This window comes from Streptomyces sp. NPDC050121 (assembly GCF_044460385.1).
GTDB classification, from domain to species: Bacteria; Actinomycetota; Actinomycetes; order Streptomycetales; family Streptomycetaceae; genus Streptomyces; species Streptomyces soliscabiei.
The window spans coordinates 24,569-43,872 of sequence record NZ_JBITJV010000036.1 but is presented as its reverse complement, the minus strand read 5'-3'; the positions used below and the strand labels follow the sequence as shown (position 1 = coordinate 43,872).

The 19,304-nt window shown below is 71.4% G+C and carries 16 protein-coding genes; 6 read left to right on the top strand and 10 right to left on the bottom strand.

Annotated features, from left to right (window positions below):
* The first annotated feature begins 132 nt into the window (after positions 1–132).
* The 3 genes from ACIBTS_RS37960 to ACIBTS_RS37950 all read left to right on the top strand — a co-directional run bounded on the left by ACIBTS_RS37960 (position 133) and on the right by ACIBTS_RS37950 (position 3,548).
* Positions 133–1,161 carry a P1 family peptidase gene (locus ACIBTS_RS37960; protein WP_399325226.1) on the top strand — a complete coding sequence of 343 codons (1,029 nt, stop codon included), beginning with the start codon at positions 133–135 and terminating at the stop codon, positions 1,159–1,161.
* A 188-nt stretch (positions 1,162–1,349) separates the two neighbouring features.
* On the top strand, positions 1,350–2,606 hold the full coding sequence (locus ACIBTS_RS37955) for an Ig-like domain-containing protein (protein ID WP_399325225.1): 1,257 nt from the start codon (positions 1,350–1,352) through the stop codon (positions 2,604–2,606).
* 195 nt (positions 2,607–2,801) lie between these two features.
* The gene (locus tag ACIBTS_RS37950; protein WP_399325224.1) at positions 2,802–3,548 is read left to right on the top strand and encodes a DUF6227 family protein; all 747 of its coding nucleotides are present in this window, start codon (positions 2,802–2,804) and stop codon (positions 3,546–3,548) included.
* Between the two features lie 87 nt (positions 3,549–3,635).
* Here the strand turns inward: ACIBTS_RS37950 and ACIBTS_RS37945 are convergent, their stop codons facing one another.
* The 5 genes from ACIBTS_RS37945 to ACIBTS_RS37925 all read right to left on the bottom strand — a co-directional run bounded on the left by ACIBTS_RS37945 (position 3,636) and on the right by ACIBTS_RS37925 (position 10,136).
* Positions 3,636–3,899 (bottom strand): hypothetical protein, encoded by a 264-nt coding sequence (locus ACIBTS_RS37945; protein ID WP_399325223.1) that lies wholly within the window; start codon positions 3,897–3,899, stop codon positions 3,636–3,638.
* Positions 3,900–4,051: 152 nt separating this feature from the next.
* A complete protein-coding gene (locus tag ACIBTS_RS37940; RefSeq protein ID WP_399325222.1) occupies positions 4,052–6,175 on the bottom strand; it encodes a fructose-specific PTS transporter subunit EIIC in 2,124 nt (707 codons plus the stop codon).
* Between the two features lie 271 nt (positions 6,176–6,446).
* A complete protein-coding gene (gene pfkB / locus ACIBTS_RS37935) occupies positions 6,447–7,394 on the bottom strand; it encodes a 1-phosphofructokinase (protein WP_399325273.1) in 948 nt (315 codons plus the stop codon).
* Between the two features lie 95 nt (positions 7,395–7,489).
* Positions 7,490–8,251, bottom strand: coding sequence for a DeoR/GlpR family DNA-binding transcription regulator (locus ACIBTS_RS37930; protein ID WP_399325221.1), 762 nt, complete (start codon positions 8,249–8,251; stop codon positions 7,490–7,492).
* A gap of 214 nt (positions 8,252–8,465) precedes the next feature.
* Positions 8,466–10,136 carry a DHA2 family efflux MFS transporter permease subunit gene (locus ACIBTS_RS37925; protein ID WP_399325220.1) on the bottom strand — a complete coding sequence of 557 codons (1,671 nt, stop codon included), beginning with the start codon at positions 10,134–10,136 and terminating at the stop codon, positions 8,466–8,468.
* 62 nt (positions 10,137–10,198) lie between these two features.
* On the opposite strand from ACIBTS_RS37925, the gene ACIBTS_RS37920 reads away from it, so the two are divergent.
* Positions 10,199–11,182, top strand: coding sequence for a helix-turn-helix transcriptional regulator (locus tag ACIBTS_RS37920; RefSeq protein WP_399325219.1), 984 nt, complete (start codon positions 10,199–10,201; stop codon positions 11,180–11,182).
* 413 nt (positions 11,183–11,595) lie between these two features.
* On the opposite strand, the gene ACIBTS_RS37915 is transcribed toward ACIBTS_RS37920, so the two are convergent.
* Positions 11,596–12,258 (bottom strand): TetR/AcrR family transcriptional regulator, encoded by a 663-nt coding sequence (locus ACIBTS_RS37915; protein ID WP_399325272.1) that lies wholly within the window; start codon positions 12,256–12,258, stop codon positions 11,596–11,598.
* Between the two features lie 1,287 nt (positions 12,259–13,545).
* Positions 13,546–14,544: a sigma-70 family RNA polymerase sigma factor gene (locus tag ACIBTS_RS37910; RefSeq protein WP_334579250.1), complete on the bottom strand. Its 999-nt coding sequence runs from the start codon at positions 14,542–14,544 to the stop codon at positions 13,546–13,548.
* Positions 14,545–14,763: 219 nt separating this feature from the next.
* Here ACIBTS_RS37910 and ACIBTS_RS37905 point away from each other — a divergent pair, with 219 nt between their 5' ends.
* Positions 14,764–15,303, top strand: coding sequence for a GNAT family N-acetyltransferase (locus ACIBTS_RS37905; protein WP_399325218.1), 540 nt, complete (start codon positions 14,764–14,766; stop codon positions 15,301–15,303).
* A gap of 11 nt (positions 15,304–15,314) precedes the next feature.
* On the opposite strand, the gene ACIBTS_RS37900 is transcribed toward ACIBTS_RS37905, so the two are convergent.
* Entirely contained in the window at positions 15,315–16,124 is an 810-nt protein-coding gene (locus ACIBTS_RS37900; RefSeq protein ID WP_399325217.1) for a dioxygenase, read from the bottom strand.
* 166 nt (positions 16,125–16,290) lie between these two features.
* Between ACIBTS_RS37900 and ACIBTS_RS37895 the strand changes: the two genes are divergently transcribed.
* A complete protein-coding gene (locus tag ACIBTS_RS37895) occupies positions 16,291–16,806 on the top strand; it encodes a MarR family winged helix-turn-helix transcriptional regulator (protein ID WP_399325216.1) in 516 nt (171 codons plus the stop codon).
* Between the two features lie 37 nt (positions 16,807–16,843).
* Here ACIBTS_RS37895 and ACIBTS_RS37890 read toward each other — a convergent pair whose 3' ends face one another.
* Both ACIBTS_RS37890 and ACIBTS_RS37885 read right to left on the bottom strand, forming a co-directional pair.
* Positions 16,844–18,382, bottom strand: a complete 1,539-nt coding sequence (locus ACIBTS_RS37890; protein WP_319676960.1) for an MFS transporter — start codon at positions 18,380–18,382, stop codon at positions 16,844–16,846.
* 216 nt (positions 18,383–18,598) lie between these two features.
* Positions 18,599–19,243: a TetR/AcrR family transcriptional regulator gene (locus tag ACIBTS_RS37885; protein ID WP_399325215.1), complete on the bottom strand. Its 645-nt coding sequence runs from the start codon at positions 19,241–19,243 to the stop codon at positions 18,599–18,601.
* Between the last annotated feature and the right edge of the window lie 61 nt (positions 19,244–19,304).

The window sequence follows — 19,304 nt, the reverse complement described above, 5'->3', positions numbered from 1 at the left end:
GGGCCGGAAACTGGGTCCAGACGGCCTAACCTTTCGGGCCGTTGGCGGTGGCGCAGTTCAAGCCTCGCGATCGGCGCGGCGGTATGGTGCGACACCGCCGCACCCGGCGTGCGCTGGGCGAGACTGGCTCCCATGACAGTTGACGCTCTGACAGACGTCGTCGGCTTGCGCGTGGGACACGCCACGCGCACCGGCGACGGTTGGCTCACCGGCACCACGGTCGTCCTCGCGCCGGAGGGCGGCGCCGTGGCCGCCGTGGACGTCCGCGGCGGCGGTCCCGGCACGAAGGAGACCGACGCCCTGGATCCACGCAACCTGGTGCAGCGGGTCGAGGCGGTCGTGCTGACCGGGGGCAGCGCCTACGGGCTCGACGCGGCGTCCGGGGTGATGGCCTGGCTGGAGGAGCAGGGGCGCGGGGTGCCCGTGGGGCCCGACCCCGCGCACGTCGTACCGGTGGTTCCCGCCGCCTGCGTCTTCGACCTGGGCCGGGGCGGCGACTTCCGGGCCCGGCCGGACGCGGCCACCGGCCGGGCGGCGGTCGAGGCGGCCGCGGCGAGCGAGCCTGGCGCGCGGGTGCGGGAAGGATGCGTGGGCGCCGGGACGGGGGCGGCGGTCGGCCCGATGAAGGGCGGGGTCGGCACCGCCGCCGTCCTCCTCGACTCGGGAATCACGGTGGCCGCGCTGGTGGTGGCCAATGCCGTGGGGTCGGTGCTGGATCCCGAAACAGGGGTGCTGTACGGGGAGTTGTTCCAGGGGCGCGTGACATACCCGGAGACGCAGGTGCACGAGGCCGCGCGCCGGCGGCTTGCCGAGAGCGCGGCGAGGAACGCGTCGCCGCTGCTCAACACCACGCTCGCGGTGGTCGCCACCGACGCGGACCTGTCGAAGGCGCAGGCGCAGAAGCTCGCGGGCACAGCGCACGACGGAATCGCACGCGCCGTGCGTCCGGTCCACCTGCTCACCGACGGGGACACGGTGTTCTCCCTGGCGACGGGCGCCCGCCCACTCGATCCCGCCCACCCGCTCGCCCTGAACGACATCCTCGCGGCGGGTGCGGACATGGTGACCCGCGCGATCGTACGAGCCGTCCGCGCCGCCGAGCCGGTGGACGGACCGGGCGGCCTGTGGCCCTCCTACGAGGAGTTGTACGGGGGCCGGTGACGTGCCGCGGGTCCGGGGCGACTCCGACTCGCGAAGGGGGCAGGGAGGCGCGCGGGAAGGGGGACTGTCCCGGTTCTGTCACGTGATGGTGCCAAGGGCCGGTGGAGGGGAACCTCACGGGCGGCCGGGTCCCTCCTTGTCCACGTACTCCACGTACTCCACGTACCGGAGCGGATCACTCACCTCACATGAAGCTGGAGCAGCCCGTGACAACGGCGGACAAAGCAGCGCGGCGTGCACTGGGAGCCTGTGCCGTCCTGGTGGTCGGCGCCCTGACCCTGACCGCCTGCGGGGGCAGCGCCACCGCCAAGGACGACGGCGGCAAGGACGGCAGGAGCTCCACCAAGGCGTCCACGGCGAAGATCGTCATCTCGGCGCAGGACGGCTCGACGGGCGCGTCGATCAACGCGACCGGCGTGAAGGTGAGCGACGGCCGGCTCACCGAGGTGAAGATGACGGTGGCCGGGTCGGGACAGGCCGTGGAGGGCTCCCTGTCGGCCGACGGCAGCAGCTGGAAGCCGAAGGAGCAACTGGAGCGCGGGACGAAGTACCAGATATCGGCGATCGCGAAGGACGCGAGCGGCAAGACCGCCGCCGCCAACTCCATCTTCACCACGGTCACTTCGGCCAACAGCTTCATCGGGACGTACACGCCGGACAATGGCACGACGGTCGGCGTCGGGATGCCGGTGTCGTTCACCTTCGACAAGGCCATCGGCGACAAGAAGGCCGTGCAGTCGCACATCACGGTCACCTCCAGCAGCGGTCAGCAGGTGGTCGGGCACTGGTTCGGGGCGCAGCGGCTCGACTTCCGGCCCGAGGAGTACTGGAAGGCCGGCTCCAAGGTCACGATGAAGATCGACCTGGATGGCGTCGAGGGCACGAACGGTGTCTTCGGGGTACAGAAGAAGACGGTCACGTTCACCGTCGGGCGGTCCCAGGTGTCCACGGTCGACGTGAACACGCAGACCATGACCGTGATGCGGGACGGGCAGACCCTGAAGACGATTCCGATCTCGTCGGGCAGCCCGGAGCACACCACGTACAACGGGCAGATGGTGATCTCCGAGAAGTTCACGCAGACCCGCATGAACAGCCGGACGGTCAACCTGGGCGGCGAGTACGACATCCCGGACGTGCCGCACGCGATGCGTCTGACGACGTCCGGCACGTTCATCCACGGCAACTACTGGTACAACCAGGGCAATCCGCCCTTCGGTCGCACCGGCACCAGCCACGGCTGCGTCGGGCTCGCGGACGTGCGGGGCGCGCAGGGCGACACGCCCGCCAAGTGGTTCTACGACAACTCGCTGATCGGCGATGTCGTGATCGTCAAGAACTCCCCGGACAAGACGGTGGCCCCGGACAACGGACTGAACGGCTGGAACATGTCGTGGGCCGAGTGGACAGCGGGGAGCGCGGGCAGCGCCGGGGGCGCGGGCTGAGAGCCTGGTAGGCGGAGATCGCCGGGAACGCCGTCTGACCGGCGGTTTCTGACAGGACGCCGGGCCGCGCGGGAACTTTTCGCGCGGCCTCCGCGTTTTCCCGGCGTACGTTTTCTCGGTTCCCGGACATGATGTCCGACCGAGGGGCTACGGTATGCACCCACAAGGTGACATGCAGCAATGCCGGGAGAAACCTTGAGCGTTCCGTACGAGACGACAGCGTACGAACCAGCCGAGTCGCCCGAGTCTCCGGAGGAGCACCTCGCGCGACTGCTCGGTCGCGCCCTGAACTCGTTCGAGCTGCCCGACGAAGCCCTGCGGCGGCTCGACTGCGCCCTGGCCCACGACAGCTCGCTGCACTCCGCGCACCACAGCGCGGGTCTGCACCGGGAGACGTACCGGCACACCTGGCTGCTGGCCGACGGCTGCGCGCTCACGCTGTGGGAGCTCGTGCACAACACCGCGCCGGGCAGCGAGCCGCAGCACGAGGTGTATGTCGACGAGGAGGAGCTGCGCACCGCCACGGCCCGGCTGCCGCTGCCGGCGGACGCCCCGGACTTCGAGCTGCCGGTACTGGTGCAGCTGGCGCCGGTCAGCGCACCCCGGCATGTGTATGTGCCGGACGACTCGGCGGACCATGCGCGCCGGCTGCTGCGCCGCGCGGAGAACCCCGACCGGCCCGGCACGGACACGGCCGCGCTGCTGACGTCGGCGTTCGCGCACCAGATCACCCAGGCCTTCGGGCGCCCCTGCCGGGCGGGTCGTATCGGCCTGGGCTACTCGCTCTACGAGCATGCGTTCCTGCTGCGCGACGGCCAGGAGATCTCCCTGTGGGAGGTCGAGCACACGGCGACGCCCGACGGGCGGCACATGTGCGAGGTGTATCCGTCCGAGACGGCGGCCCGGGACGCGATGGAACGCCGGGCGGCACAGGTCTCCTGAGCAGGGGCGGGCGGATCGCCTCAGCAGGGCCGGGTGGATCGCCTGGGCTGGGGCAGGTCGCCTGAGCGGTGTGGACGCGTGTGGGCGTCAGCGGCCGCCGTCGAGTTGCCGTACGAGGCCCGCGAAGGCGTCCCGCTCCGCGGGGGTCAGTTCGACGCTTTCCAGATGGGGGCCGGTCGGCCGTTGGCGCGGGAGGGCCGGCAGGTCAGGGCGGGTGGGGAGCGCCGGACGGTTGTCGGCACCGGAGCGGATGCGGCGCAGGATCCGGGTCAGGACGAGCAGCCAGGCGACGGACGCCACGGCGAGGACGGTCAGGACCGTCAGCTGAGTGGGCGTGAAATGCACAGGCATACCGCCCAGTACACACCACGGTCCGGGACGTTGGTCCCGGACCGTGACGTATCTCGCAGGCCACGCACATCGCGCCAAAGGCCTTTTCCGTGCACAGAGTTACGGATCACCGCAGACAGCCGCACAGCGGCGGACGCGGGGCGCCGGGCCCCTTATGCGGCCACCGGCTGCTTCGTCTCCGCCGATGTGGCGGTCGCGCTCTCCTCCGTCGTCCCGGGTTCGGCGGCCCCGGGGACCGGCTTGCGCAGGCCCTTGAGGACGACGACCACGGCCGTCGTCACGCACACGCCCGCCGCGATGGCGACCAGGTAGAGGAAGGCGTTGCCGATCAGCGGGATCACGAAGACGCCGCCGTGCGGAGCGCGGAGCGTGGCGCCGAACGCCATCGACAGGGCGCCGGTGACCGCGCCGCCCGCCATCGAGGCCGGGATGACGCGCAGCGGGTCGGCCGCGGCGAACGGGATCGCGCCCTCGGAGATGAAGGAGGCGCCCAGGACCCAGGCGGCCTTGCCGTTCTCGCGCTCGGTCGGGGTGAAGAGCTTCTTGCGGACGGTCGTCGCGAGTGCCATGCCCAGCGGCGGGACCATGCCCGCGGCCATCACGGCGGCCATGACCTTCATCGCGGAGTCGCTGGGGTCCTGGACGGCGATACCGGCCGTGGCGAAGGCGTACGCGACCTTGTTGACGGGGCCGCCGAGGTCGAAGCACATCATCAGGCCGAGCAGGACGCCGAGCAGGACGGCGTTGGTGCCGGAGAGGCCCGACAGCCAGTCCGTCATGCCCTTCTGGGCCTCGGCGATGGGCTTGCCGACCACGACGAACATCAGGAAGCCGACGACCAGCGAGGAGATCAGCGGGATCACCACGACCGGCATGATGCCGCGCAGCACCGGCGGGATCTTGATCCGCTGGATCGCGAGGACGGTGCCGCCCGCCAGCAGACCTGCGGCCAGACCGCCGAGGAAGCCGGCGGCGATGTTGGAGGCGATCATGCCGCCGACGAAGCCGGGGACGAGTCCGGGGCGGTCGGCCATGCCGTAGGCGATGTAACCGGCGAGGACCGGGATGAGGAAGCCGAAGGCGACCCCGCCGATCTGGAACAGCAGGGCGCCCCAGCTGTCGACCTGGGTCCAGGAGAAGTGCTCCATGACCGAGGGCGCCTTGTTGATCTGCCAGCCGCCGATCGCGAACCCGAGAGCGATCAGCAGACCGCCCGCGGCGACGAACGGGACCATGTAGCTCACGCCGGTCATCAGCCACTTGCGCAGCTTGGTGCCGTAGCTGTCGCCGGACTCGCCGGTCCGCTCGACCGGCGTGCCGCCCTTGGCCGCCGCACTGACCTCACCGCGCGCCGCCTTCCCGCGCACCTCGGTGATCAGCTCGGCGGGACGGTTGATGCCCGCCTTCACGCCGACGTCCACGGTGGGCTTGCCGGCGAAGCGGTCCTTGTCGCGTACGGGGACGTCGTGGGCGAAGATCACGCCGTCGGCGGCGGCGATGACGGCCGGGTCGAGGCGGGTGAAGCCGGCCGAGCCCTGCGTCTCGACGACCAGCTCGACGCCCGCGTCGCGGCCCGCGTTCTCCAGGGACTCGGCCGCCATGTAGGTGTGGGCGATGCCGGTCGGGCAGGAGGTGACGGCGACGATCCGGAAGGGGCTCTCGGATGCGGAGGCCGGGTCCTGGGCCTGGGCCTGGGTGGTGGTGGTGGCCGTGTCGGCGTCGGCGGAGGCCGCCGCCGACGCCGACACGGAGTTCTCGGAGGTGGACGCGGACGCCGGAGCTGAGGCCGGAACGGTCGCCGGGGCTGAGGCGGCCTCGGCCGGTGCCGCCGGGGCCTCCTCGCCGCGGATGAGCGCCGCCGCGGCGGCCGCGTCGCCGGCCGAGCGCAGTGCGTCGGTGAACTCGGCGTTCATCAGCTGACGGGCCAGCGACGACAGGATCGTCAGGTGGGCGTCGTCCGCGCCGGCCGGGGCGGCGATCAGGAAGATCAGGTCGGCGGGGCCGTCCGCCGCGCCGAAGTCGATGCCGGCGGCGCTGCGCCCGAAGGCGAGCGTCGGCTCGGTGACGTGTTCGCTGCGGCAGTGCGGGATGCCGATGCCGCCGTCGAGGCCGGTGGGCATCTGGGCCTCGCGGGCGGCGACGTCGGCGAGGAAGCCCTCCAGGTCGGTCACCCGGCCCAGGGACACCATGCGCTCGGCGAGGGATCGCGCCGCCGCTTCCTTCGTTGAGGCGGACAGGTCGAGGTCGACCAGGTCCGCGGTGATCATGTCGCTCATCGCGGGCTCCTTCGCACGCGTATCGCCCGGGGCGTGGGGTGGTGGGCGGGGGTGGGGACGGGGACGGGGACGGGGACAGAGGTGAAGCGGGGGTCGGAGGCGGGGCCGGGGAAACCCCGCCTCCGGGGGGCCGCAGGCGGGTTCGGGGCCTGCGTCCCCTGGTCAGCGGGGCGGCTCAGGGTGCCCCGCTGCCCGTCGTGGACGGCGAGTAACGAGGAGCCTCGCCGCATCCCGGCCGCTGCTGTGAACATCTCGGGCGACGTCAAGCGGGTCATGACACCGGCTCCTTCAGTTCGCGGTCCACCGGCACCTCGGCCGTGACCGTCACCGCCGCCGGGTCCAGGTCGGCCGGGGTCGGCATCACGCTGCCGGGCAGCTGGACGGCGGCGGCGCCGTGCGCGACGGCGGAGGCGAGCGCGGCCGGACCGCGGCCGCCGGCGATCAGGAATCCGGCGAGGGAGGAGTCGCCTGCTCCCACGTTGCTGCGTACGACGTCGACGCGTGCGCTCGCGAACCAGGTACCCGTGTCCTCCACGAGCAGCTGCCCGTCGGCGCCCAGGCTCGCGAGCACGGCGCGGGCGCCCATCTCGCGCAGTTCCTCGGCCGCCTTCACCGCGTCACCCACGGTCGCCAGGGGGCGGCCGACGGCTTCCGCGAGCTCCTCGGCGTTGGGCTTCACCACGTCGGGCCGCTCGCGCAGCGCTTCGAGGAGCGCACGCCCCGAGGTGTCCAGCGCGATGCGCGCACCACCGGCGTGCGCCCGCGCGACCACCTCGGCGTACCAGGAGGGCTCGAGCCCGCGGGGCAGGCTGCCGCAGCAGGCGATCCAGTCGGCGTCGCGCGACTGCTCGCGGACCGTCTCCAGGAGCAGTTCCTGTTCCTCGGCGGACAGCTCGGGGCCGGGCGCGTTGATCTTCGTCAGGACACCGTCCGACTCCGCGAGCGCGATGTTGGATCGGGTGGCTCCGGCGACCGGGACCGGTGCGACCTCGATGCCCTGGGCGTCGAGGAGGTCGGCGACGAGTGCGCCCGGCGCGCCACCCAGGGGCAGCACGGCGACCGTGCGCCGTCCGGCAGCGGATACGGCGCGCGAGACGTTCACGCCCTTGCCGCCCGGGTCCATCCGCTCGCCGGTGGCGCGGATGACCTCGCCGCGGTCGAGGGAGGGGACCTCGTAGGTACGGTCGAGGGAGGGGTTGGGGGTGACGGTGAGGATCACGCCCGCGTTGCTCCGACCCGCGTTGTTCAGGTCCGCGTTGTTCAGGTCCGCGTTGTTCAGGCCGGTGCCGCTCGGGCTCGTGCCACTCGTGCTGCTCATGCGCGTACTACTTCCGTGCCGCCGCGCTCGATCGCGGCCGCGTCGTCGGGGCTCAGCCCGCTGTCGGTGATCAGCAGGTCCACGTCGCTCAGGTCGCCGAAGCGGGCGAAGTGCTCCTGGCCGTGCTTGGAGGAGTCGGCGAGCAGCACCACGCGGCGCGCGGCGGCGACGGCCGCCCGCTTCACCGCGGCCTCGGCGAGGTCGGGGGTGGTCAGCCCGCGCTCGGCGGAAAAGCCGTTGGCGGCGACGAACAGGACGTCGGCGCGGATCTCGCCGTATGCGCGCAGCGCCCAGGCGTCCACGGCGGCGCGCGTCCGGTGCCGTACGCGCCCCCCGACGAGGTGGAGCTGCATGCCCGGGTGGTCCGCGAGGCGGGCCGCGATGGGCAGGCTGTGCGTGACGACGGTGAGCTCGGCCTCCAGCGGGAGGGCGGCGGCCAGGCGGGCGACCGTGGTGCCGGCATCGAGGATCATCGTGCCCTCGGACGGCAGTTCCGTGAGCGCCGCCTTGGCGATGCGGTCCTTCTCGTCGGCGGAGGTGCCCTCGCGTTCGGCGAGGTCCGGTTCGAAGTCGAGGCGTCCGACCGGTATGGCGCCGCCGTGCACGCGACGCACCAGGCCCGCACGGTCGAGGGCCTTGAGATCGCGGCGGATCGTCTCCGCCGTGACCTGGAACTCCTCGGCCAGCGACAGGACGTCCACCCGGCCGCCGTCACGGGCGAGCCGCAGGATCTCCTGCTGCCGCTCCGGTGCGTACATGTCCGTTCGCCTCCGACCCTTACCAGGTTTATGCCCGAACTTGTCGTTTCGGCACGGAGACTACGCCCGGATTTCCGGAAAGTAAACAGGTTCGGACTCGATTCGGGCATGAACGGACTTCCGTCCAGCTCTCGAACCCTGCTCGGTGGCGGCATGGCGAAGGGCCCCGCACCTGGGGTGCCGGGCCCTTCGCCTGGGGAGTGCGTGGGTCAGGTCAGCCCACAAGCTCCGTCTCCCGCTCGCGCTCCCCGCCGGGCGAGCTCTCCCCGCCACGGGTGCTCTCCTCGCCGCGGGAGGCGTCCTCGCCGCGGGAGGCGTCCTCGCCGCGGGAGGCGTCCTCGCCGCGGGAGGCGTCCTCGACGTGGGAGGCGTCCTCGCCTATGGAGGTGTCCTCGATCGTGCCCTCCACGTGCTGTGCCGGACGCTTCGGCAGGGCGAACATCAGCAGGAAGATCGCGAACATCACCAAGGCCACCCAGCCCAGGGCGTGCTGGAAGGCGTTCACGAAGGCGGGACGCACCTGGACCGGGGTCAGCCGGTCGCCGATCTCACCGAAGAAGACGACCGCGACGAGGCCGAGGCCGAGCGCGTTGCCCATCTGCTGGACGGTGTTGATGAGCCCGGACGCCGAACCGGCGTGCTCGCGCGGCACCTCCGACAGCACCGCGTCCGTCAGCGGGGCGACGATCAGGCCCATGCCGAGGCCCATCACGACCAGCGGGAGCGCCATCTGCCACGGGGCGATGGCGAGGCCGTAGCGCTCGGACTCCCAGATGTACAGGAGCACACCGGCACTCATGGCCAGGGCGCCCGTCTGGAGCACCTTGCGTCCGAAGCGCGGGACCAGCTGCTGCACGGACAGCCCGGCGGCCAGCGAGACGGCGATCGAGAACGGCACCCCGGTCAGGCCGGCCTTCAGCGGGCTCCAGCCCAGGCCGGTCTGCATGTACAGCGTCCAGACCAGGAAGAACACGCCGAGGCCGACCCCGAAGACGGTCTGCACGGCGATGCCGGCCGCGAAGCTCTTCACGCGGAAGAGGGAGAGCTCGATCAGCGGCGAGCCGTCCCGTGCGCCCTTGCGCCGCTCGTAGGCGACGAGCGCCCCGAAGACCGCGAGCGAGCCGGCCATCGACACGTACCCCCACACCGGCCAGCCCAGCTCACGTCCGCGGGTGAGCGGGTAGAGCAGCATGAGCAGTCCGACGACGACCAGGACGACTCCGACGAGGTCCAGCTTCAGCGCCTTCGGGGCCTTGGACTCCGTGATGAAGCGGCTGCCGAGGATCAGTCCTGCGATGCCGACCGGCAGGTTGATGAGGAAGATCGGCCGCCATTCGAGACCGAACAGGTTCCACTCCGTCAGCAGCGCGCCGAGCAGCGGTCCGGAGACGGCCCCCAGCCCCACGACCGCGCCGAAGAGCCCGAACACCTTCCCGCGCTCGTGCGCCGGGAACGTGGCGTGCACGATCGACAGCACCTGCGGGACCATCATCGCCGCCATGCCGCCCTGCAGGATGCGGGAGGCGACCAGCATCTCCGGGTTCGCGGCGAGGCCGCACAGCGCGGACGCGAGGGTGAAGCCGCCGATGCCGACGAGGAACAGCCGCTTGCGGCCGTGGATGTCGCCGAGCCGGCCGCCGGTGATGAGTCCCGCGGCGAAGGCGAGGGCGTAACCGGCGGTGATCCACTGGATCTGGCTCCAGGAGGCGCCCGCGTCCTGCTGGATGGAGGGGATGGCGATGTTGACGATCGTGACGTCGACGAGGTCCATGAAGGCCGCGGTCATCACGATGGCGAGCGCGAACCAGCGGCGGCGGTCACCCGGGGTCTTCTCGGGGATGGAAGGGGCCGACTGCTCGTCGGTGGAGGTCTCCGTGGAGGTCATGGTGTGACAGTAGGACCGCATTAGGTCAGATCGTGTCCTAGTGGTGCGGCATCCTCGGATGCATGACGACGGACACTCCGGCTCGGCTGCTGCAGCTCCTCTCCCTCCTCCAGACGCCCCGCGAATGGCCCGGCGGCGAACTCGCCGACCGGCTCGGGGTGTCCCGCCGCACGGTCCGGCGGGACGTCGACCGGCTGCGCGAACTGGGGTATCCCGTGCAGGCGTCCAAGGGCTCGGACGGCGGGTACCGGCTGGTCGCGGGCAAGGCGATGCCACCGCTCGTGCTCGACGACGAGGAGGCGGTGGCGATCGCGGTCGGACTGCGGGCGGGCGCCGGGCACGCCCTGGAGGGGGTCGACGAGGCGTCGGTGCGGGCCCTGGCCAAGCTGGAGCAGGTGCTGCCGGCCCGGCTGCGTCACCGCGTGTCCGTCCTCCAGGCCGCGACCACGCCGCTGACGAGCGGAGACGGCGCGAGCATCGCACCCGAGACGCTGACCGTCATCGCGTCCACGGTGGCCGGGCAGGAGCGGTTGCGGTTCGCCTACTGCGCGAAGGACGGCACGCAGACGCGCCGCCTGACCGAGCCCTACCGGCTCGTGTCCACCGGCCGACGGTGGTACCTCGTGGCGTACGACCTCGACCGCGACGACTGGCGGACCTTCCGCGTCGACCGGATCCAGGACCCGTTCGCGACCGGCGCCCGCTTCACGCCGCGGGAACTGCCGACGGGCAGCGCCGCGGAATACCTCCGGCGGTCCATCCAACGACGCCCGGACGCGGGCGAGTACGAACTCGACGTCGCCTTCGACGCCCCTGCCGAGTTCGTGGCGACGCGGCTGTCGGCCTCGCTTGGAACGCCGGTCGCCCACCCGCCGGAGAACGGCGAGAACGGCTGCCGCCTGCGCGGCTCGACCAGCGAGCCGGTGGAATGGGTGGCGGTACGACTGGCCATGCTGGGCTGCGAGTTCTCGGTCCGGGGACCGGCGGAACTGGTGGAGTCCGTACGGGAGTTGGGGGGACGGCTGGGACGGGCGGCGGGTGGCTGAGCGGGAACCCCACCGGGTGAGCGGGCAGACGGCCGTGCGAGCGGCCAGACGGACGGGTGAGCAGGCAAACGGGCAGGTGAGCGGGCCGGCCGGCGGGTGAGCGGACAGACGGGCGACCGGGTACGAGTGTGGGTGAGGGCGGGGGCGAGGGCGGGGTGAGCCGCGTGGGGTGAGCTGGCTGGGTCAGAGCGCAGCCGGGTCAGGGCTGTTGAGGCGGCTCCGTCGGCCGCTTCGCCGGCCGCCCTGTCGGCCTCTCCGTCGGCCGCCCTGTCGGCCTCTCCGTCGGCCCTTTCTGCGGGCCCGACAGCCTGCCCCTGCGTCGGCCCTTTCTGCCGGCCTCTCCGCCCGCCCCTACGTCGGGCCCTGCGTCGGCCCCGCTGTCGGCCTCTCCGCCCGCCCCTGCGTCGGGCCCGCTACCGGCCTTCCACGGGTCCCTCCGGCGACCTTTCCGCGCGCCCTTCTTCCCATGTGAAGCCCCGCAGGGACCGCAGGTTGTGCAGGGCCAGTTCGGCCGGGCCCTGGGGGCCGGTGGGCGGGGTGTTGCTCGCCGCCCAGCTCTCGACCGCGACCCGGACGGTGGCACTGGCCACCGCTGCGGTGAAGCGCTGGTGCGGTGAGGCAACGTTGTCGGGGGCAAGGCTGGGCGACGGGGCGGCCGTGGGCGCCGTGGCGGCGGCCTGCACCCGCTCCGCCAGCACCTCCGCGAGCGTGGTCTCCGAGGTGTGGCAGACCTCCGCCCAGACCTTGCCGAGCGCGGGACTCGTTCCGGCCAGCCGGATCAGCGTGCGGACCCACTCCCAGGACGCCGCCGACACTCCACGACCCGGGACGAGGGTGTGTCGTACGGCGTGCTCCAGCGCCTCCGGGACGGGCAGTTCGGCGGGGGCGTCGCGCACCGCCTCCGCCCAGCGCTGGGCGCCCGCCGCGTAGAGCGGGGTGACGGCTTCCTCCTTCGTCGCGAAGTACCGGTAGAAGGTGCGTGGGGCGATGCCTGCGGCCTGGGCGATGTCCTCGGCGCGGGTGGCCTTCAGGCCCCGGCTGACGAAGAGGCCGGCCGCCGCCCGGGCGATCTCCATGCGGGTCGCCGCTTTGCGCCGCTCGGTCAGCGAAGCCTGGGCGGAGGGGGAGGTGGAGCTGATCACCTCGGCAGGCTATGCCCATGTGGCACAATCTGCCATTCGGGCGGGCCACCCCGTGGTTCAGGTACGGGGTGTCCCGCCCTTCCGGCGTGCCCGCCCGCTTTCGGTACGCCGCACCGGGCGTGTGCGCCCGCAATCCCCGCCCGGGGACCACGATCCCCACTCGCGGGACGAACTCGGGGGGCGAGCTCGGGGGACAAAGGGAGCCGGGCCCCGGCGCCTGGGGGGAGAGGCGCCGAAGCCCGGCTCGGGGAGAGTCCCGGCGCCGGGGGGATGTGCGTCGGGACTTGGCTCACGTGAGACGAAGATCTCGGAGGAAGCTGCAGGGTCCGGTCGACCCGAACTCCCGTGCCGACCTGAACTCCCGTGCTCTGAAGTCTTGTTCCCGCACTCCTCCTGGTTGAAGCGGCGTTCCCACGCCATGTTTGCGCGGCCCTCCACCACCCGGCGTACGCGGGCGGAAACCCAGCACCAGGCAACGCCCGAGGCCCACTCACCCCAGCCCCGGCCCCAGCCGGCCGCACGGGCCGGCTCCCCAGCCGCTCGGCGCGGAGCCCGCCCAATGGGCAGCGACACCGGTCCAGCCGAGCCACACGCCCGCCCGACGGAATGGGCGGACGCACCGGACCAGCCGGCCGCACGGGCCTGCCGCCGAGCCGGGCGTCCGCCCAGCCCGACCGCCCGTGCCACCCCGCCCGGCCGGACACCAAGCACACCCGAGCCGCACGCTGAGCCCCGCCCAGCCCAACCCAGCAGTCGCCCAGCCCGGCCCGCGGCCAGCCCAGTCAGGTTCGTCCCAGCCCAGTCCGGTCCGGTCGGTCCTGCCGCCCGGCCCAGCGCGGGCCAGCCCGGTCGCTTCGCCCGGCCCAGTCCCGCCCAGTCCGGTCCTGCCCCGCCGCCCGGCCCAGCGCGGCCCAAAGCCGCCCGGGTCCGGTCCGGCCCAATCGGTCCTGCCACCCGGCCCAGCGCGGGCCGGTCCGGGTCCCTTCGCCCGGCCCAGTCCCGCCCAGTCCGGGCCCGCCGGTTCCAGGCCAACCCGGTCCAGCGCAGTCCCACCGGTCCGGTCCCGCCCAGTCCGGGCCCGCCAGTTCCAGGCCAACCCGGTCCAGCGCAGTCCCACCGGTCCGGTCCCGCCCAGTCCGGGCCCGCCGGTTCCAGGCCAACCCGGTCCAGCGCAGTCCCACCGGTCCGGTCCGGCCCGGCGGAGCGAGGCGCCGCCGGGCGTTACGCCGCTGCTTCGAAGCCGGTGTCGCGGGCGAGTTTCTTCAGTTCCAGGAGGGCATGCTTCTCGATCTGGCGGATGCGTTCCCTGGTCAGGCCGTGTTCCTTGCCGACCTCGGTGAGGGTGCGCTCGCGGCCGTCGTCGATGCCGTACCGCATCTTGATGATGGAGGCCGTGCGCGGGTCGAGGCGGTCGATCAGGCCGTCCAGTTCCTCGCTGCGCAGCAGGGTCAGGACGGACTGTTCGGGCGAGACCGCGGAGGTGTCCTCCAGCAGGTCGCCGAACTGGGTGTCGCCGTCGTCGTCGACCGACATGTTCAGCGAGACCGGGTCACGGGCCCAGTCCAGGACGTCCGTGACGCGCTCCGGCGTGGAGCCGAGCTCGGTCGCGATCTCGGCGGGCTCCGGGTCGCGGCCGTTCTCCCGGTTGAACTCGCGCTGCACGCGCCGGATCCGGCCCAGCTCCTCCACGAGGTGGACGGGCAGGCGGATCGTGCGCGACTGGTCCGCTATCGAGCGGGTGATGGCCTGACGGATCCACCACGTCGCGTACGTGGAGAACTTGAAGCCCTTGCGGTAGTCGAACTTCTCGACCGCGCGGACCAGACCGGCGTTGCCCTCCTGGATGAGGTCGAGGAGGGGGAGACCACTGCGTGGGTAGCGGCGGGCGACCGCGACGACCAGGCGGAGGTTGGATCGGATGAAGACGTCCTTGGCCCGCTCGCTGTCGGCGACCAGGGCCTCGAGCTCCTCACGGGAGGCGTCCGCCTTGGACTCCTCCTCGCCGTCGAGGACCTGCTGCGCGAAGACGCCCGCCTCGATGATCTGGGACAACTCGACTTCCTTGGCGGCGTCGAGCAGCGGTGTACGCGCGATCTCGTCGAGGTACATGCCGACCAGGTCGCGGTCGGCGATCTCGCCGCCATGGGCGCGAACACTGCGGGCCGCGTCGGTCGTCCCGCCAGTGGCGGACTTGCGACGGGCGACGGCACGGGTTGCCATGCGTGCTCCCTTGCGATGGAGGTTCAGCGGGTGGCCTTCGGACGCTCGGCGTCTCGGAGGTTTCAAAAGCCCTGGAACTGAAGCCTGGAAACTCTCGGAACTCTCCTCGTGTGCCCTGCATCCGATGGAAACAACGACTGGAATCAGGACAGAATTCCCAACCCGCACCCCAATTTTTATGATCATGCAGTACCCTGTCCGACCACGCGGGGAGGCGCGATGCTGTCAGAACCTAAAGAGGTGCAGGTCAGACCGGGAGTCGAAGGCGATCTCGACGCCCTCACGCGCCTCTACAACCACTACGTACATGAGACGTCCATCACATTCGACACCGCGGTTTTCACTCCGGAAGAGCGACGTCCTTGGCTGCTCTCCCACCCTGAAGACGGGCCGTACCGCCTGATGGTTGCCACAGAGGCGGACTCACAGGACATCCGGGGGACCTCACAGGAAATCCTCGGCTACGCCACATCCAGCCCTTACCGGCCGAAGGCGGCGTACTCCACCTCGGTGGAGGTGACGGTCTACGTCGCCCCGCACGCCGGCCGGCGCGGCATCGGCACGCTCCTGTACGAGGCGCTCTTCGAGGCGCTGGCCGGCGAGGACGTGCACCGGGCGTACGCGGGCATCGCGCAACCGAACGAAGCGTCCGCGCGACTGCACGAACGCTTCGGTTTCCGGCATGTCGGCACCTACCGGGAGGTGGGCCGCAAGTTCGGCCGCTACTGGGACGTCGCCTGGTACGAGAAGGACCTGTAGACCGGCCGGTCTCAGCCGAACTGCACCGACCGCTTCGCCATTCCCATCCAGAACCCGTCGATCACCGACTTCTGCGCGTCCAGCTCGCCGGACACCTCCGCCGCGCCCATGGTCACGAAGAGCGGGGCGAAGTGCTCGGTGCGCGGGTGGGCGTACCGGCCGGCCGGGGCCTTGTGGAGGAAGTCCAGCAGGCCGTCCCAGTCACGGGTCTCCAGTGCGCGCCTGCCCCAGTCGTCGAACTCGGAGGACCAGGTCGGCACGCCCGGGCCGGTGTGCCGTAGCGCGGCCAGGTTGTGGGTGAAGAAGCCGGAGCCGACGATCAGGACGCCCTCGTCGCGCAGGGGCGCCAGCTTGCGGCCGATCTCCATGAGCTTGACGGGGTCGAGGGTCGGCATGGAGATCTGCAGGACGGGGATGTCGGCGGTCGGGAACATCTCGACGAGCGGGACGTACGCGCCGTGGTCGAGGCCGCGGTCGGGGATGTCCTGTACGGGGATGCCCGGGGCGCGCAGCAGCTTGCGTACGCTTTCGGCGAGCTCCGGTGCGCCGGGGGCGTCGTACGTCACCCGGTAGTAGTGCTCGGGGAAGCCCCAGAAGTCGTAGACCAGGGGGACGGGGTCGACGGCGCCGAGGGCGAGCGGGGCCTCCTCCCAGTGGGCGGAGACCATGAGGATCGCCTTGGGGCGCGGCAGGTCGGCGGACCAGGCGGCGAGTTCGCCGGGCCAGATCGGGTCGTCGGCGAGCGGCGGGGCGCCGTGACTGAGGTAGAGCGCGGGCATGCGCTCCCGGGGAAGGGATCGTTCCTGGGGTACGGCGGTCATGGCGGTGACTCCTTCCGGGACCTCAGCCCCTCACTCCTGGCGTTCCTGGCACTCCTGGCGCTCCGGGATCGTCAGGCTCGGTTGATTGAAACCTAAAACGTCAATATCGGTGAGCATATTCCTAATTGATTTAAATTTCAAGGAGAAGGCGTTTACAGTGGAGTGCATGACGAAGGCATCCGCACCCACTGACGCTGACGAGCCCCGCTGGCTCACCGCCGAGGAGCAGCTCATCTGGCGTTCCTACGTGCACGCCACGACCCTCCTGGAGGACCATATGGACCGCCAGCTCCAGCGTGACGCGGGCATGCCACACGTCTATTACGGCCTCCTGGTCAAGCTTGCCGAGTCCGCCCAGCGGCGACTGCGGATGACCGAGCTGGCCATGCACGCGAAGATCACCCGTTCCCGTCTCTCGCACGCCATCGCCCGCCTGGAGAAGAACGGCTGGGTCCGGCGCGAGGACTGCCCCTCCGACAAGCGCGGCCAGTTCGCCGTCCTGACCGAGCAGGGCCTGGAGGTGCTTCGGCAGGCCGCACCGGGCCACGTCGCCATCGTCCGCAACGCGGTGTTCGACCGGCTCACCCCCGAACAGCAGAAGTCCCTCGGCGAGATCATGCAGATCATCGCCGAGGGACTTCAGCCCAACGAAGCGGGTGCCGACCTGCCCTGGCTGCGCTAACAGCCCCTGAAGGCCGGGCGCGCCAGAGCTACGCGCGTCAGTGGACCATCACCGGCACCGCGTCCTCGGCGTCCTTGGCCCCCGAGCCCGCGACCGCGCCCATGTCCGGCTTGCCGGTGTTGACGAGGGTCAGGGCGATCGTGGCGGCGGCGACCAGGATGCCGACGGCGAACCAGATGGCGCTGGTGTAGCCGTGCACCATGCCCTCCAGCTGCACCAGCTGCTGCTGGGGCCTGGAGGTGGCGCCGGCGACGTGGTCCTTGATGTACGAGGTCGTCGCGGACGCGGCGATCGTGTTCAGCAGCGCGGTGCCGATGGCGCCGCCCACCTGCTGCGAGGTGTTGACCATCGCGGAGGCGACACCGGCGTCCCGCGGCTCGACGCCCAGGGTGGCCAGGGACATGGCCGGCATGAACGCCGTGCCCATGCCGAGGCCGAGCAGCAGCATCCCCGGCAGCAGCACGGCCGCGTACGAGGTGTCGACCTTCAGCTGGGTCAGCAGCAGCATGCCGAGCGCGGCGACCAGGAAGCCCGGGCCCATCAGCAGACGCGGAGCGACCCGGGTCATCAGCCGGGTGCCGATCTGGGTGGAGCCGGTGATCATGCCCGCGATCATCGGGAGGAAGGCGAAGCCGGTCTTGACCGGCGAGTAGCCCTTCACGATCTGCAGGTAGTAGGTCAGGAAGAGGAACAGGCCGAACATCGCGATGATCGCGAGGCCGAGGGAGAGGTAGACACCGCCGCGGTTGCGCTCGGTGATCACGCGCAGCGGCAGCAGCGGAGCCTTGACCTTCGACTCGACGACCACGAAGGCGAAAAGCAGCACGGCGGACGCGGCGAACATGCCGATCGTCAGCGAGTCGCTCCAGCCCTCGGACTCGGCGCGGGTGAAGCCGTAGACCAGCGCGACCAGGCCCAGGGTGGAGAGGATGACGCCCGGGATGTCGAGCGCGGAGCGGTTGCGGCCGCCCTCGGGCTCACGGATGACGAAGTAGGCGCCGGCCGCGGCGATGATCGCGAACGGGATGTTGACGAAGAACGTCCAGCGCCAGTCCAGGTACTCGGTGAGGAAGCCGCCGAGGATCAGACCGACGGCGCCGCCGCCACCGGCGATCGCGCCGTAGATGCCGAACGCCTTGGCGCGCTCCTTCGCGTCCGTGAACATCACGGCGAGCAGCGACAGCGCGGCGGGCGCGAGCAGCGCACCGAAGGCGCCCTGCAGGGCGCGGGCACCGAACATCATCGCCTCGTTGGCGGCCGCGCCGCCGAGCGCGGAGGCCGCGGCGAAGCCGCCGAGGCCGACGACGAAGGCGCGCTTACGGCCCCACAGGTCGGCTATGCGGCCGCCGAAGAGCAGCAGACCGCCGAAGGCGAGGGCGTAGGCGGTGACGATCCACTGCCGGTTGCCGTCGGAGATGCCCAGGTCCTGCTGGGCGGAGGGCATGGCGATGTTCACGATGGTCGCGTCGAGGACGACCATCAGCTGGGCGAGGGCGATGAAGGCCAGCGCTTTCCACCGGTTGGCGTCCGGTGCGGCGCCCGTCTTACCGGGGGCCTTCTGGGCTGTTTGAGACATGGAGATACCCGCTTCGGGACTTCGTGACGGAAAAAAGGTGAGCAAAGGGGGCGGCTCGTCGTCGATGACGGCCGTTGGGGCACAACGTCTGAGTTCTGCGTGCTGAGTTCCGTGGGCCGAGTTCTGTGGGCCGAGTTCTGTGGGCTGAGTTCTGTGGGCTGAGTTCTGTGGGCTGAGTTCTGTGGGCTGAGTTCCGCGACGCCGCGGACTAATCGCTCAGGACTGGCGCAGGTCCTCCATGGTCACGGCCGCACCCGGCAGAACGGAGGGGGCCGGAGCCCGCAGCCCGTCCAGGAACAGCTGGAGATGGCGGTGGACGAAGCGGTCGGCGCTCAGACATCCGGTGCCGGCCGGGGGTCGGCTGAGCTGGGCCACCGCGATCATCACGTCCCCCACGCCGACGTCGGGCCTGAGCTGCCCGGCCGCCTTCGCGCGGTCCATGACCTCCTCGATGATCCGCTCGGCCCGTTCACGCGCGGCTTCGAGGTCGGGGTGGTACTGGTCGAAGGTGCTGGAGATCATCGGGCAGAGCGCGCTGATCCGCTCGTCGGCGGAGACGTGCACGAACCGCTCCAGCGCCCCGAACGCGTCACCGGTCTCGGCGAGGGCGACCTGTCCGGCGCGGACCGTGCGGTCCAGCACCGAGCAGACGACCTCACGGACCAGCGCGTCCCGGTCGGGGAAGTTGCGGTACACCGTGGCGTTGCCGACGCCGGCCCGGCGGGCGATGTCGTCGAGCGGCACATCGGGGCCGAACTCGACGAACATCTCGCGGGCGGCGGTGACGATCCGCTCCCGGTTGCGCAGGGCATCGGCGCGGGGCCGGGTCACCTTACGCGCGGTGGGGTTGGCGGTCTGCACGGCGTACTCCTGCTGAGTTCTGCGACGGATTGCGATCCGGGGATGGAGTCCCCGTTTCACT

Bases quoted from the DNA above. Each gene is read 5' to 3' on its own strand.
- ACIBTS_RS37960 (WP_399325226.1), top strand. From the start codon at position 133: ATGACAGTTGACGCTCTGACAGACGTCGTCGGCTTGCGCGTGGGACAC.
- ACIBTS_RS37955 (WP_399325225.1), top strand. From the start codon at position 1,350: ATGAAGCTGGAGCAGCCCGTGACAACGGCGGACAAAGCAGCGCGGCGT.
- ACIBTS_RS37945 (WP_399325223.1), bottom strand. From the start codon at position 3,899: ATGCCTGTGCATTTCACGCCCACTCAGCTGACGGTCCTGACCGTCCTC.
- ACIBTS_RS37940 (WP_399325222.1), bottom strand. From the start codon at position 6,175: ATGAGCGACATGATCACCGCGGACCTGGTCGACCTCGACCTGTCCGCC.
- ACIBTS_RS37930 (WP_399325221.1), bottom strand. From the start codon at position 8,251: ATGTACGCACCGGAGCGGCAGCAGGAGATCCTGCGGCTCGCCCGTGAC.
- ACIBTS_RS37925 (WP_399325220.1), bottom strand. From the start codon at position 10,136: ATGACCTCCACGGAGACCTCCACCGACGAGCAGTCGGCCCCTTCCATC.
- ACIBTS_RS37920 (WP_399325219.1), top strand. From the start codon at position 10,199: ATGACGACGGACACTCCGGCTCGGCTGCTGCAGCTCCTCTCCCTCCTC.
- ACIBTS_RS37915 (WP_399325272.1), bottom strand. From the start codon at position 12,258: ATGGAGATCGCCCGGGCGGCGGCCGGCCTCTTCGTCAGCCGGGGCCTG.
- ACIBTS_RS37910 (WP_334579250.1), bottom strand. From the start codon at position 14,544: ATGGCAACCCGTGCCGTCGCCCGTCGCAAGTCCGCCACTGGCGGGACG.
- ACIBTS_RS37905 (WP_399325218.1), top strand. From the start codon at position 14,764: ATGCTGTCAGAACCTAAAGAGGTGCAGGTCAGACCGGGAGTCGAAGGC.
- ACIBTS_RS37900 (WP_399325217.1), bottom strand. From the start codon at position 16,124: ATGACCGCCGTACCCCAGGAACGATCCCTTCCCCGGGAGCGCATGCCC.
- ACIBTS_RS37895 (WP_399325216.1), top strand. From the start codon at position 16,291: ATGACGAAGGCATCCGCACCCACTGACGCTGACGAGCCCCGCTGGCTC.
- ACIBTS_RS37890 (WP_319676960.1), bottom strand. From the start codon at position 18,382: ATGTCTCAAACAGCCCAGAAGGCCCCCGGTAAGACGGGCGCCGCACCG.